Source organism: Frigoribacterium sp. MCBA15_019, from assembly GCF_001864945.1.
In the GTDB taxonomy this organism is placed as follows: domain Bacteria; phylum Actinomycetota; class Actinomycetes; order Actinomycetales; family Microbacteriaceae; genus Frigoribacterium.
The window spans coordinates 269,355-282,310 of sequence record NZ_MJGS01000002.1; the positions used below are offsets into that span (position 1 = coordinate 269,355).

Annotated in this window: 11 protein-coding genes and 1 tRNA gene; 9 read left to right on the plus strand and 3 right to left on the minus strand. The window is 70.2% G+C overall.

What is annotated here, in order from left to right; translation table 11 throughout:
* The first annotated feature begins 39 nt into the window (after positions 1–39).
* Positions 40–891, plus strand: coding sequence for a PPK2 family polyphosphate kinase (locus BIV04_RS06210; protein WP_071255200.1), 852 nt, complete (start codon positions 40–42; stop codon positions 889–891).
* A 24-nt stretch (positions 892–915) separates the two neighbouring features.
* Here the strand turns inward: BIV04_RS06210 and BIV04_RS06215 are convergent, their stop codons facing one another.
* Positions 916–2,349 carry an MFS transporter gene (locus tag BIV04_RS06215; protein ID WP_071255202.1) on the minus strand — a complete coding sequence of 478 codons (1,434 nt, stop codon included), beginning with the start codon at positions 2,347–2,349 and terminating at the stop codon, positions 916–918.
* Complete coding sequence (locus tag BIV04_RS06220; RefSeq protein ID WP_071255203.1) at positions 2,346–3,578, minus strand: isochorismate synthase MenF; 1,233 nt, start codon at positions 3,576–3,578, stop codon at positions 2,346–2,348. Before BIV04_RS06220 ends, BIV04_RS06215 begins: the two co-directional genes overlap by 4 nt.
* Positions 3,579–3,630: 52 nt before the next feature.
* On the opposite strand from BIV04_RS06220, the gene ubiE reads away from it, so the two are divergent.
* The 5 genes from ubiE to cls all read left to right on the plus strand — a co-directional run bounded on the left by ubiE (position 3,631) and on the right by cls (position 9,082).
* On the plus strand, positions 3,631–4,371 hold the full coding sequence (gene ubiE / locus BIV04_RS06225) for a bifunctional demethylmenaquinone methyltransferase/2-methoxy-6-polyprenyl-1,4-benzoquinol methylase UbiE (protein WP_255364177.1): 741 nt from the start codon (positions 3,631–3,633) through the stop codon (positions 4,369–4,371).
* The gene (locus BIV04_RS06230) at positions 4,368–5,507 is read left to right on the plus strand and encodes a polyprenyl synthetase family protein (protein WP_071255205.1); all 1,140 of its coding nucleotides are present in this window, start codon (positions 4,368–4,370) and stop codon (positions 5,505–5,507) included. The genes ubiE and BIV04_RS06230 overlap by 4 nt, the downstream gene beginning before the upstream one ends.
* Before the next feature lie 91 nt (positions 5,508–5,598).
* Positions 5,599–6,981 (plus strand): FAD-dependent oxidoreductase, encoded by a 1,383-nt coding sequence (locus BIV04_RS06235; protein ID WP_054146356.1) that lies wholly within the window; start codon positions 5,599–5,601, stop codon positions 6,979–6,981.
* Positions 6,982–7,086: 105 nt separating this feature from the next.
* Positions 7,087–7,575 (plus strand): YajQ family cyclic di-GMP-binding protein, encoded by a 489-nt coding sequence (locus BIV04_RS06240; RefSeq protein ID WP_043592964.1) that lies wholly within the window; start codon positions 7,087–7,089, stop codon positions 7,573–7,575.
* A 40-nt stretch (positions 7,576–7,615) separates the two neighbouring features.
* A complete protein-coding gene (gene cls, locus BIV04_RS06245) occupies positions 7,616–9,082 on the plus strand; it encodes a cardiolipin synthase (RefSeq protein WP_071255206.1) in 1,467 nt (488 codons plus the stop codon).
* Between the two features lie 217 nt (positions 9,083–9,299).
* On the opposite strand, the gene BIV04_RS06250 is transcribed toward cls, so the two are convergent.
* A complete protein-coding gene (locus BIV04_RS06250; protein WP_071255207.1) occupies positions 9,300–10,169 on the minus strand; it encodes a type IV toxin-antitoxin system AbiEi family antitoxin domain-containing protein in 870 nt (289 codons plus the stop codon).
* Positions 10,170–10,528: 359 nt separating this feature from the next.
* On the opposite strand from BIV04_RS06250, the gene BIV04_RS06255 reads away from it, so the two are divergent.
* The 3 genes from BIV04_RS06255 (at position 10,529) to BIV04_RS06265 (ending at position 12,929) form a co-directional block, all read left to right on the plus strand.
* Positions 10,529–10,610, plus strand: a tRNA-Tyr gene (locus BIV04_RS06255).
* A gap of 76 nt (positions 10,611–10,686) precedes the next feature.
* Positions 10,687–11,499, plus strand: a complete 813-nt coding sequence (locus BIV04_RS06260) for an inositol monophosphatase family protein (RefSeq protein WP_071255208.1) — start codon at positions 10,687–10,689, stop codon at positions 11,497–11,499.
* Positions 11,500–11,777: 278 nt separating this feature from the next.
* Positions 11,778–12,929 (plus strand): M23 family metallopeptidase, encoded by a 1,152-nt coding sequence (locus BIV04_RS06265; protein ID WP_071255210.1) that lies wholly within the window; start codon positions 11,778–11,780, stop codon positions 12,927–12,929.
* Positions 12,930–12,956 lie beyond the last annotated feature (27 nt).

A 12,956-nucleotide genomic window follows, 5' to 3' on the forward strand; every position in this document is an offset into this window, starting at 1 on the left:
GCGGCACGGACCGGCGCGCTCGGCCGTAGGGTCGAGGGCATGGCCAAGACGTGGACGACCCCGCCCTCCCAGTCCCTCCGAGCGGGAGAGGGCTTCGTGCTCGCCGACGTCGACACGTCCTCGACGCCCGGGTTCGCCGGCGACAAGGCGTACGCGCAGCAGGCGCTCGAGGCGGGCCGCGAGACCCTGGGCGAGCTACAGGAGAAGCTGTTCGCCCAGAGCCGGAGCGGGGGCAGCACCGGCAACGTGTTGCTCGTCCTGCAGGCGATGGACACCGCCGGCAAGGGCGGCATCGTCCGGCACGTCGTGGGAGCCGTCGATCCCCAGGGCGTCGCGCACCACGCATTCAAGGCACCGACCCCCGACGAGCTCGCGCACGACTTCCTCTGGCGGGTGCGGCGCGAGCTGCCGGGCCCCGGCATGATCGGGGTCTTCGACCGGTCGCACTACGAGGACGTGCTGATCGGCAAGGTGCGTCGCCTGGCCCCGCCCGAAGACATCGAGCAGCGGTACGCCGACATCGTCGCCTTCGAGGACGAGCTCGTCGCGAACGGCACCACCCTGGTCAAGGTGATGCTGCACATCTCGTCCGACGAGCAGAAGGAGCGTCTGGCCGACCGACTCGACCGCCCGGACAAGCACTGGAAGTACAACCCCGGCGACCTCGAAGAGCGCCTCGTGTGGAACGACTACCAGGACGCCTACGAGACGGCGATCCGTCGCACCTCGACCGAGAGCGCCCCGTGGTTCGTCGTGCCGGCCGACCGGAAGTGGTACGCCCGGATCGCCGTTCAGAAGCTGCTGACCGACGCCCTCGCGTCGCGCGGGCTCGACTGGCCCGTCGCGCAGTTCGACGTCGAGCTCGAGAAGACCAAGCTCGCCACCTCGTAGCCGCGCCCCGGCGGCCGGACGACCCTAGGAGGCGCGGGTCCGCAACGCGTCGCCGGTCCCCTCGGGCAGCCGCAGCCCCTCGATCAGGCTGAGCAGGGCCAGCACGGCCAGGACGATCAACGCGGCCTGGTACCCGAACGCCGCGGGTGCCGGGCCGTCGGTCGATCCCGCGAGGTCGGCGACGCGGACGGCCAGCGCCGTCGCGGCGACGCCGAGCCCCACGGCGAGCTGGCTCGTGATGGACGCGATGGCGTTCGCCGGGCCGATCATCTCGGCCGGCACGTCGGCGAACTGCAGGGTGTTGTAGGCCGTGAAGCCGACGGAACGGAAGACGCCGCTGAGCAGCAGCACACCCGCCACGACGACGGGTGACGTCTCGGGACCGACGAGCGCGGCCGCGACGAAGGTCGCCGCGAGGGCCACCGTGGCGACGACGATGATCGGGACGACGCGGAACCTCTGCAACAGGGGTGTCGTGAACGGTTTCACGGCGAGGTTGCCGACGAACACCCACATGAGCATGAGACCCGCTTCGACGGGCGACCAGCCGAAGCCGTCCTGCAGCAGCAGCGGCACGACGAAGGGGATGCCGTTCACGACGGCCCGGTAGAGCGATCCGCTGAGGTTGGTCACGCGGAAAGACCCGATCCGGAAGGCCGCGAGGTCGAGCAACGGGTGCGCCGCCCGGCGGAACCACCGCACGGCGGCGAGACCGAGCGCGACCGCGGCGACGACCAGCAGTACGCCGGGCACGAGCGTCGTGGGTTCGCCGAGCAGTTCGAAGGCCAGGACCAGCGCCACGATCGAGCCGGCCACGAGGGCCAGACCCACCAGGTCGAGCGGTCGGCGGTCGCCGACCTCGGGGGAGGGGACGACCCGCCAGGCGACCACGAGCAGGGCGAGGCCGACGGGGACGTTGACCAGGAACACCCATTGCCAGCCGAGGTGCTCGGTGAGCAGTCCGCCGAGCAGCGGCGCGACGACCGGTGCGACGAGTGCGGGCCAGGTGAGGTAGGCGATGGCCCGGATCAGCTCGGACTTCTCGGTGCTGCGCAGGACGATCAGCCGGCCGATGGGCACCATCATGCTGCCCGCGAAACCCTGCACGACCCGGGACGCCGTGAGCGCGACCAGGTCGGTGCTCGCGGCACAGGCCACCGAGGCGAGGACGAACAGCACGACCGCCGCGAGGAACACCCGACGGGCGCCCCAGCGTTCGGCGAGCCAGGCTCCCAGCGGGATGAACGCCGCCACGGCGACGAGGTAGCCGGTCACGGCGAGCCCGAGTTGGGCGGGCTGGACCGCGAAGTCGCTCGCGATCGTCGCGGTGGCCGTCGACAGGATGGTGGCGTCGAGGTTCTCCATGAAGAACGCGGCCGCCACGACGAGGGCGACCGGACGCGACCACGTCGTCGCGGGCGCGGGCGCGGGCGCGGGCGCGGACCCGGGCGCGGTCATCGGCTGAAGGCGTCGACCACGGGGCGGAACTTCATGGCCGTCTCGGCCACCTCCCGCTCGGGCACCGACTCGGCGACGACGCCGGCCCCCGCGAACGCCCGCACCGATCCGTCCCGATCGACCTGGGCGCAGCGCAGGGCGATCGCCCACTCGCCGTCGCCGTCGGCCCCGACCCAGCCGACCGGGCCGGCGTAGCGACCACGGTCGAACGGTTCGAGTTCTCGGATCAGGGCCAGCGCCTCCTGCGTCGGGGTGCCGGCGACGGCCGCCGTCGGGTGCAGCGAGGCGATCAGGTCGAGCGAGCTCGAGCCGTCGGTGAGGCGGCCGCGCACGTCGCTCGCGAGGTGCCAGAGATTCGGGAGGCGCAGGGTGAAGGGCTGCTCGCCGGTCACGACGTCGCGGGCGTGCGGCCCGAGCGAGAGCAGCAGGCTGCGGAGGGCGAAGGCGTGCTCGTCCAGGTCTTTCGGGGACGTCGCCAGGGCCAGGGCGGCCTGCTCGTCGCTCGTCGCGTCGACGCCGCGGGCCGCGCTGCCGGCGAGCACCCGGGCCGAGACCTCGCCGCGCTCGGACTTGACGAGCGTCTCGGGGCTGGCCCCGATCAATCCGTCGACGGCGAACGCGTAGCAGTCGGGGTAGGCGGTGAGCAGGGTGGCGGCGACGAGGCGCAGGTCGGCCTCGGGCGGCAACGTGCCCACGAGGTCTCGGGCGAGCACGACCTTGCTGACGCGGCCGTCGCCGATGGCGTCGACGGCCCGGGCCACGGCCTTCGCGTAGCCGTCGGCACCGAGGGTGCCGTCGACCAGCGAAAGACGGACGGAGGCGCCGACCGGCTTCCCCGCGGGCAGCTCGGCCCCGTCCACCCGCGTGATCCACGCGACCCCGTCGCGCCGTCCGATGACGATGCTCGGGACGATCAGCACGCTCGTCTCGGCGGACTCGTCGTCGAACGCGAACGAGCCGAACGCGACCAACCCGGTGCCGGGCACGCCGACCTCGTCGTGCACCGTGGCGGCGGCCGCGACGGCACGCCAGGCGTCGGCGGCCTCGGTCATGCGACCGGGCCCGGAGAACTCGAGACGGAGGGCCTCGCCGACGCCCGCCATGCCCGCCCCGCCGCGGACGAAGACCAGCGGACGCGCCCGGTCGACGACGTCGAGCAACGGGCTGACGTGGTCGATGCGCGTGGTGCGGACGGTTAGTGACGGAACGCGGGACGCGGGGGACTTCACTCGTCGACCCTACTCGGGACACCCCCAGTGCTTGACGGTAGGATCCACCATCGTGACCAAGGCCGACATGAACAAGCAACCCGACGAGGTCGCCTCGATGTTCGACGGCGTCGCGCGCCACTACGACCGCACGAACGACGTGCTCTCGGCGGGCAACGCCGTCTTGTGGCGCATCGCCACCGTCAAGGCGATCGGCGCCGGTCCGGCCGACAAGGTCCTCGACATCGCGGCGGGTACGGGCACCAGTTCGGCGGCCATCGCCCAGCGGGGTGCCGAGGTCGTCGCGCTCGACTTCTCCAAGGGCATGGTCGAGGTCGGCCGCGAACGCCACCCCGAGCTCGAGTTCGTCGAGGGCAACGCCGAGTCGCTTCCCTTCGACGACGACACCTTCGACGCCGTCACCATCTCGTTCGGGCTGCGCAACGTCAATCGGCCCAAGGTCGCGCTCGCCGAGATGAACCGCGTGCTCAAGCCCGGCGGCCGCCTCGTCGTCTGCGAGTTCTCCACCCCGCCGTTCGGTCTGCTGCGTGCCGCGTACCGTGCTTACCTCAAGTACGGCATGCCCCTCGTCGCCAAGCTCACCAGCAGCAACGGTCCGGCCTACTCGTACCTCGCCGAGTCCATCGAGCAGTGGCCCGAGCAGCAGGTCCTCAGCCAGTGGATCCGCGGCGCCGGGTTCACCCGCGTCGCCCACCGCGACCTCAGCTTCGGCATCGTCGCCCTGCACCGCGGTCGCAAGCCGGCCTCGGGTGCCTCTCGCGCCTCCTCGCGGTCGAAGCGGACCACGTCGTGAACGCCGGCGCACATCCTGCGCAGCGCAATTCGCTGGGTCGCTCGCTCGGCCTCGGCGAGAAGTTGTTCGCCACGCCGACCGAGCGGCGTTTCGTGGCCGCCGTCGACGACGGGCTCGAACTCGTCGAAGAGGGCTTGCTGCGCGAGATCGCCTTCGCCGACGACATCGCCGACGCCACCACGCGGTACCTGCTCGCCGCGGGCGGCAAGCGCGTCCGACCGACGCTGACGCTGCTCATCGCCCAGCTGGGTGACGGCGCGACGCCCGGCATCGTCGCCTCCGCGCAGGCCACCGAGATCACCCACCTCGCCTCGCTCTACCACGACGACGTCATGGACGAGGCGCAGATGCGTCGTGGCGTCCCCAGCGCCCAGACCGTGTGGGGCAACAACGTCGCGATCCTCGCCGGCGACCTGCTGTTCGCCCGCGCCAGCACGATCGTCTCGGGGCTCGGCCAAGAGGCCATCCTGCTGCAGGCCGAGACCTTCGAACGGCTCTGCCTCGGGCAGCTGCACGAGACGGTCGGCCCGCGAGAGGGCGACGACCCGATCGCCCACTACATCGACGTGCTCGCCGACAAGACGGGGTCGCTCATCTCGACCGCCGCTCGCGCCGGGGTCATGTTCAGCGGGGCATCGCGCGAATACCTCGCGCCCGTCGCCGAGTTCGGCGAGAAGATCGGCATCGCCTTCCAGCTGATCGACGACGTCATCGACCTGTCCGACCAGCCCGCCGAGACCGGCAAGAAGGCCGGCACCGACCTGCGGGCGGGTGTCGTCACCCTTCCGGTGCTGTACCTGCGTCAGCTGGCGCAGACCGACCTCGAGGCGTCGTCCCTCTTGTCCGAGATCGACCGCATCGTCGACGCCACGCGCGCGGCGGCGCAGCGGTCCGGTGTCGAGCCGACCGCCGAGGGCGGCTCGTCGGCACCGCTCGCCGACGCGACGGCCCACCTCGACGACGAGTTCGCCGACCTGGTCCGGCGGGTCCGCGAGCACGAGGTCACCGAGCGCACCCGGGTCGAGGCCCACCGCTGGGCCCGCGAAGCCCTCGAGGCCCTGGCGCCGCTGCCCGACGGGCCCGTCAAGAAGGCGCTCACCCGCTTCGCCGACCGCGTGGTCGAGCGGTCCGCCTGACCGGCGCCGCGCCTCCTCGTCCGTCTCGTCCTCGAGCACCAACGTCCAACCGGCCGGCCCCGCCGAGCCACCCCAGATCTAGGGAGAACCCGTGACCACTTTGCGATTGGCCATCGTCGGCGCCGGACCGGCCGGCATCTACGCCGCCGACATCCTCGCGAAGGCCGAGAAGGCCTTCGACGTCTCGATCGACCTCTTCGAGCAGCTGCCGGCCCCCTACGGTCTCGTGCGTTACGGCGTGGCCCCGGACCACCCCCGCATCAAGGGCATCGTCAACGCGCTGCGCGACGTGCTCGACAGCGGTGACATCCGCGTCTTCGGCAACGTCCGCTACGGCGTCGACATCGGGCTCGACGACCTGCGCAAGCACTACAACGCCGTCATCTTCTCGACCGGTGCCATCAAGGACGCCGACCTCGACATCCCCGGCATCGACCTCGAGGGCAGCTACGGCGCCGCCGACTTCGTCAGCTGGTTCGACGGTCACCCCGACTTCCCCCGCACCTGGCCGCTCGACGCGACGTCGGTCGCCGTCGTCGGGGTCGGCAACGTCGCCCTCGACGTCTCGCGCATCCTGGCGAAGCACGCCGACGACCTGCTGCCCACCGAGATCCCCGACAACGTCTACGCGGGCCTCAAGCAGTCGTCGATCACCGACGTGCACGTCTTCGGCCGTCGCGGTCCGGCACAGGTGAAGTTCACGCCGCTCGAGCTGCGCGAGCTCGGCGAGGTGCGCGACGTCGACATGATCGTCTACGACGAGGACTTCGACCACGACGAGGCGTCGAAGACGGCCATCGCGACCAACAAGCAGGTCTTCGTCATCGACAAGGTCCTGAACCAGTGGCGGCAGCGCGAGGTGGGCACGGCGTCGCGTCGCCTCCACCTGCACTTCTACGCCAAGCCCGTCGAGGTCGTCGGCGACGCCGACGGTCGTGTCGCGGCCTTCCGGTACGAGCGCACCCGGCCCGACGGTCAGGGCGGCGTCGAGGGCACCGGCGAGCTCCGAGACGTGCCGATCCAGGCCGTCTACCGCGCGGTCGGCTACTTCGGCTCGCCCCTCGACGGCATCCCCTTCGACGAGCGCCGCGGCGTGATCCCGAACCACGAGGGCCAGGTGATGGACGACGACAACCAGATCGTCCCCGGCGTCTACGCCACCGGGTGGATCAAGCGCGGCCCCGTCGGCCTCATCGGGCACACGAAGTCCGACGCGATGGAGACCGTCAAGCACCTGATCAACGACCAGGCCAGCTGGTGGCAACCGGTCGACCCGTCCGACGAGGCCATCCCGGCCCTGCTCGAGCAGCGCGGCGTCGAGTACACCGACCTCGAGGGCTGGCACCGTCTCGACGAGCACGAGATCGCCCTCGGCGGGTCCCACGAGCACGAGCGTGCCCGGGTCAAGGTCGTCGAGCGTGACGAGATGGTGCGCGTCTCGCGCGCCGTCGAAGCGGAGTCGACGCCGGCCTGACCTCCCCGGCCGCCCGCACCGCGCCTCCTCGGCTCCCCTCGACGGGGGAACCGAGGAGGCGCGCGGTCGTCACCGACCTCGGTGGTCGTCGGTAAGGTGGTCCCCATGGCAGACAGTTCCTTCGACGTGGTCAGCAAGGTCGACAAGATGGAGGCCGACAACGCCCTCCACCAGGCCCAGAAAGAGATCGAGCAGCGTTACGACTTCAAGGGCGTCGGCGCCTCGGTCGACTGGAGCGGCGAGAAGCTGCTGCTGAAGGCCGCCACCGAAGAACGCGTCAAGGCCGTGCTCGACGTGCTCGAGTCGAAGTTCATCAAGCGCAGCATCAGCCTCAAGCACCTCGACGTCGGTGAGCCCTTCGCCAGCGGCAAGGAGTACCGCATCGAGGCGTCCCTGAAGCAGGGCATCGAGCAGGACGCGGCGAAGAAGATCGGCAAGATCATCCGGGACGAGGCACCCAAGAGCGTGAAGAGCCAGATCCAGGGCGACGAACTGCGTGTGCAGTCCAAGAGTCGTGACGACCTCCAGGCCACCATGGCGCTGTTGAAGAAGGCCGACCTCGACGTCGACCTGCAGTTCGTCAACTTCCGCTAGTCGCCCGCGGCTCACGGCTCACGGCTCCGAGATCCCGTCCATGGTCGAACCCGCCTGGGTGGCGCCGACGATCGCCGTGCTGGGCATCGTGCTCGACGTCGCGATCCGGGTGTTCGCGATCGTCTACGTGCCGATCAACAGGCGGCCGCAGACGGCCACCGCGTGGTTGCTCGCGATCTTCCTGATCCCGTACGTCGGGTTCGTCCTCTTCCTGCTGATCGGCAGCACCAAGTTGCCCGCGCGGCGTCGTGAGAAGCAGAGCGAGATCAACAAGTACATCATCGAGACGACCGAGGGCATGGAGCGCGTCAAGCGCGACCACCCGTGGCCCGCCTGGCTCGACTCCGTGGTCGAACTCAACCGCACGCTCGGTGCCATGCCCCTGGTCGGCGGCAACACCGGTGAGATGCACACCGACTACGACGAGTCCATGGCGGCCATGGTCGAGGCGGTCGACGGGGCGCACCGCTACATCCACGCCGAGTTCTACATCACGAGCCTCGACCGCACGACCGAGCCGTTCTTCCTCGCACTCGAGAACGCCCGTCGACGGGGCGTCACGGTCCGTGTGCTGATGGACCACATCGCCAGTCGGGGGTACCCGGGTTATCGCAAGGCGCGCCGACGGCTGGACGCGATGGGCGTGCAGTGGCAGCTCATGCTGCCCGTGCTGCCGTTGCGGGGCAAGTACCAACGGCCCGATCTGCGCAACCACCGCAAGCTGCTCGTGATCGACGGTCGCGTGGCCTTCACGGGCTCGCAGAACATGGTCGACAGGAGCTACCAGAAGCGCAAGAACAAGCGACGCGGCCTCGAGTGGAAGGACTTCATGGTCCGATTCGAGGGGCCCATCGTCGCCGGCATCAACGCCCTGTTCGTCACGGACTGGTACAGCGAGACCGACGAGCTGCTGCTCCGCGAGACCGACCCCGTGCACACGGCCGACCGGCTCGAGACGATCGACTGCCAGGTCGTGCCGAGTGGGCCGGGTTTCGACGGCGAGAACAACCTGCGGCTGTTCAACTCCCTGCTGTACAGCGCGCAGGAGCGCATCATCATCACGAGCCCCTACTTCGTGCCCGACGAGTCGATGCTCTACGCCGTCACGACGGCGGCCCAGCGGGGGCTCGAGGTGCAGCTCTTCGTCAGCGAGATCGGCGACCAGCCGGTGGTGTACCACGCGCAGCGCTCCTACTACGAGGCCCTGCTGCGGTCGGGGGTCCGCATCTTCCTCTACCGCTCGCCGACGGTGTTGCACGCCAAGCACTTCTCGATCGACGACGAGGTCGCCGTCATCGGCTCGAGCAACATGGACATGCGGTCCTTCAGCCTTAACCTCGAGATCTCGGTCATGGTGCGCGGCCGCGAGTTCGTCGACCGGCTGCGCGAGGTCGAGCAGACGTACCGCGACTCGAGCCGCGAACTGTTCCTCGACGACTGGCTCGTGCGCCCCTTCCGCTCGAAGGTGCTCGACAACGTCGCCCGCCTCACCTCCGCCGTCCAGTAGCCGCGCGCCCCCGCCCCCCGCCCCCTCTGCCCCGTGTGCAAATCGCGACAGTTGCGCGTCGACACGCCGGCAGATCTTGATTCGGCGTGGTGCGAGGCCGAGAAATGTCGGGTTTGGCGCGGTGCGCCAACTGGGTGAGGTCGGGTTCGGCCCGCCCCGGTGGGCGGGCCGGGTCGGGTCCGGACTGCCTCGGTCGAGACGAGAGAGGTCGACTGGGCTAACGCCCCAGGGTCATTCGGACGGCCTGGCGAACCGCTGGCCAATCGAACAACACCTGCGGGTACGTGACCTCGAGGACGACGAAGCCGAGGCCGGTGATGTGGACGATCCGTTCACGGTCTCGGTTGTAGTGAGCAGGAGAGGAATGGTGTTCCTTGCTCACGCATTCGAGCACGAACCAGCCGTCGATCAACAGATCGACGCGGGTGTGATCGTCGACCCACACCTGAGGTTCGGCGCGGATGCCGTCACGAGCGAGAAGGAGGCGCGCCATGGACTCGGTCCCGGACTCGGCCCTCGGGTCGATCATGGTCACGAGTCCCTGAGCTGAGCGTCGCGTCGCCAGGAGGCGTGAGACCTCGTCGAGGTCGGGCCGCTGCAACGGGGCCAGCCGGAGGGCGGAGTCGACGATGGCTGCCGCGTGCTCAGCTGGTTCGTGGAGGAACGCCTGGGCTGCCGCCCTGCTCGGGGACGCCATCAGTCGTTCCGTGCGGCGATCGAACCGCGACAGGTCACGAAGGACGAGCACGTCGGATCGCTCCGGGTCGAGCCGTTCCCCGGCGTCGTCCGGGTCCCGGAGATCGCGGGCGTTGTGCGGAACGGAGACGACCAGGCGTGGAGTCGGGGGAACCCAAGCGCCTCGATGCGCGAGCGATGAGGCTCCCGACAGCGCGCCTCCTACCCGCGCCGCCCGGACGACGTAGGTCGGCAGATCGACGAGTCCGTAGAGTCCGTGCCGGATGCGGACGATCTCACCGGCGGCCCACGACGACTCCACCTGGCGCCGGGACAGGCCGGCGGCAAGCAGTTGACGACGGTGGGCGACGGAGCCGAGCCGTCTCACGGTGGCGGGGACGATGGCGGTCATCTGCAGAGCCTTCTGGCCGCCGGGAGGGCAGAAGTCTCGACCACTGCGGCCTGGGGAGGGCGAAGACCTCCGACCCGCTGTGGGCGAGACGAACCGCCGCGCGCCTCGTCGTCGACCGATCGGGGGCCGAACCCGACTACTGGACCCGCCCACAGCGTGCCGAATCCGACCACTGGTCCACGGGACCGCCTGTCGAATCACGGAACGGCGGCGTGTCGGTGGCCGGTTGTCGCGATTTGCACAGCGGCGAGGGGAGGGCGGGCAGGGGAGGGGCGAGGGCGAGTGGTCGTGAGGGGGCTCGGGAGGCTGTATATTTGTCGGGCGCCTCCGGTCGGTGATCACACGGGCTGGGCGTGCATGGCAAGTTACCCAAGCGGCCAAAGGGATCTGACTGTAAATCAGCCGGCGTAGCCTTCGGGGGTTCGAATCCCTCACTTGCCACGGTTGCCCCTCAAGAACGGACTCGCTCGTCGAGTCCGTTCTTGCGTTACCGGGCGCCTCACCCCCAGGAGGACCCGTGCCCGTCACCCCGACCCCCGCCGAGTTGCTCGAGATCGCCGTCGTCGTCGCGCGTGAGGCTGCCGAGCTGGCGGCCCGTCGCCGATCCGAGGGGGTCGAGGTCGCCGAGACCAAGAGCAGCGCTGTCGACGTCGTGACGTACACCGACCGAGAGGTCGAGGAGCACGTCCGGAGTCGTCTGGCCGAGCTGCGTCCCGGCGACGGCTTCTTCGGTGAAGAGGGAGAAGCCGACGACTCGACCACGGGTCTCACCTGGGTCGTCGACCCCATCGACGGCACCGTCAACTTCCTCTACGGCATCCCGCAGTGGGCCGTGAGCATCGCCGTCGTCGAGGGCGGCCCCGATCCGCTCACCTGGCGCGCCCTCGCGGCGGTCGTCGCCAACCCGACGTCGGGCGAGACCTTCACGGCGTCGGTCGGCGGCGGTGCGTGGCTGGACGGGCGTCGTCTCGGGGTCAACGCTCCGGCGTCCCTCGAGTTGTCCCTCCTCGCGACCGGGTTCTCGTACGACGCCGCCCGCCGTGTCGAGCACGCGGAGGCGCTGGTCCGGGTGGTCGGGCGCGTCCGTGACCTGAGGCGCCTGGGGGCGGCCTCGCTCGACCTCTGCGCCGTCGCGGCGGGGCGTGTCGACGCCTACGTCGAGCGGGGGCTCAAGCCGTGGGACCACGCGGCGGGTGCGCTCGTTGCCGCCGAGGCAGGCGCCGTCGTCCGAGGTGAACTCGGTGAGGCACCCAGCGATTCGCTGACCTTCGTGGCGGCTCCCAGCATCGCCCACGACCTCGCCGCGCTCATCGTCGAGGCCGGCATCTGACGGGAACGCCCTCGTCGCGCACACGTTGTGGCGCGTTGTCATACTGTGTGTCAACGATACATATCCACGTTGACACCCGAACACGGGTAGCCATTCGTTCACCGACCGGCTACCCTGGTGAGGTCGTTACTGATCCGTGATCATCGCGTGATGCATCCCCTCGGCGGCTTCCTCATCCGAAGGTCCGCCCCGAGGCCGCGCCACGATCACCAGTGACGGCCGTGAAGACGACGGTGCACCCACCGTCCGATCCCGATCACCCCGAGGACCCATCACACGTGACGAAGTACCAGCAGATCGCCGAGCCCGACGGCGACGGAACCCCGTCGCGTCGCGCCACCGACGACCTCACGGGCACCGGTTCGCTGAGCGTCGCTCCGACCGTCCCCGTCGTGGCCGACGCCCCCGTCTACCTCACCCGCCGTGAAGCCCGCGAGGCCGAGCGCCGCGCCGCCCAGGTCGCCGTGACGACGAACCCCGCAGTGGCGAAGGCCCCTGCCGCGCCGACTCCTCCGGTCGCCGTCGTCGAGGCCGCGCTCGTCGCCGAGGCCCCGACGTCGACGGCTCCGACAGCGGCGACCGAGCCCGTCTCGCCGAGGCGTGCCGCGCGGCTCGCCGCCGAGTCCGGCACCCGTCCCGCTGCCGCCGGACGCACCAAGGCGGCCCGCACCCAGCGCCCCGCCGCTCGCCGCGAGGCACCCGTCCGCGCCCCCCGCACCGCCGGGGCCACCTTCCGTCGCAACACCAAGCGCGTGACCGTCGTCGGAGCCATGCTCTTCGCCGGGTCGATGCTCGTGGCCACCTCGGTGCCCGCCAACGCCTTCTTCGTCGACACCCCCACGCAGACGGCCGCCAAGAAGGCCGCCGACTCGCAGAGCTACACGGCGGCCTCGCCCTCGGCAGACGGTACGGCCGGCATCTCGCGTGACGGCTACTCGGTCACCGAGATGAAGGCCGTCTCCGAGTACGCCTCGACGAGTGCCAGCACGTTCTCGAACGACGTCAACGGCACGGTGCAGTGGCCGTTCCAGACGGGTGTGCCGATCAGCAGCGGCTTCGGCGCGCGTCAGGTCGCCAACTGCGGTTTCTGCTCGACGTTCCACCAGGGTCTCGACTTCGTCCCCGGTGCCGGCTCGCCGATCCAGTCGATCGCCGACGGCGTCGTCAGCAAGGTCGACGGTCCCTCCGGTGCCCTGGGCAACAACGTGTGGATCGACCACGTCGTCAACGGCCAGAAGGTCACCAGCGTCTACGCGCACATGCAGACCGGTTCGGTCGAGGTCCGCGAGGGCGAGACCGTCACGGTCGGCACCATCATCGGAAAGGTCGGCAGCACGGGCAACAGCACCGGGGCCCACCTGCACTTCGAGATCGTGATCGGCGGCGTGCCCGTCGACCCGTATCCCTGGCTCCAGGCCAACACGAACTGAGCCCCTGGCCTCCGCGATCGCGGTGCG

Bases quoted from the DNA above. Each gene is read 5' to 3' on its own strand.
- BIV04_RS06210 (WP_071255200.1), top strand. From the start codon at position 40: ATGGCCAAGACGTGGACGACCCCGCCCTCCCAGTCCCTCCGAGCGGGA.
- BIV04_RS06215 (WP_071255202.1), bottom strand. From the start codon at position 2,349: ATGACCGCGCCCGGGTCCGCGCCCGCGCCCGCGCCCGCGCCCGCGACG.
- BIV04_RS06240 (WP_043592964.1), top strand. From the start codon at position 7,087: ATGGCAGACAGTTCCTTCGACGTGGTCAGCAAGGTCGACAAGATGGAG.
- cls (WP_071255206.1), top strand. From the start codon at position 7,616: ATGGTCGAACCCGCCTGGGTGGCGCCGACGATCGCCGTGCTGGGCATC.
- BIV04_RS06250 (WP_071255207.1), bottom strand. From the start codon at position 10,169: ATGACCGCCATCGTCCCCGCCACCGTGAGACGGCTCGGCTCCGTCGCC.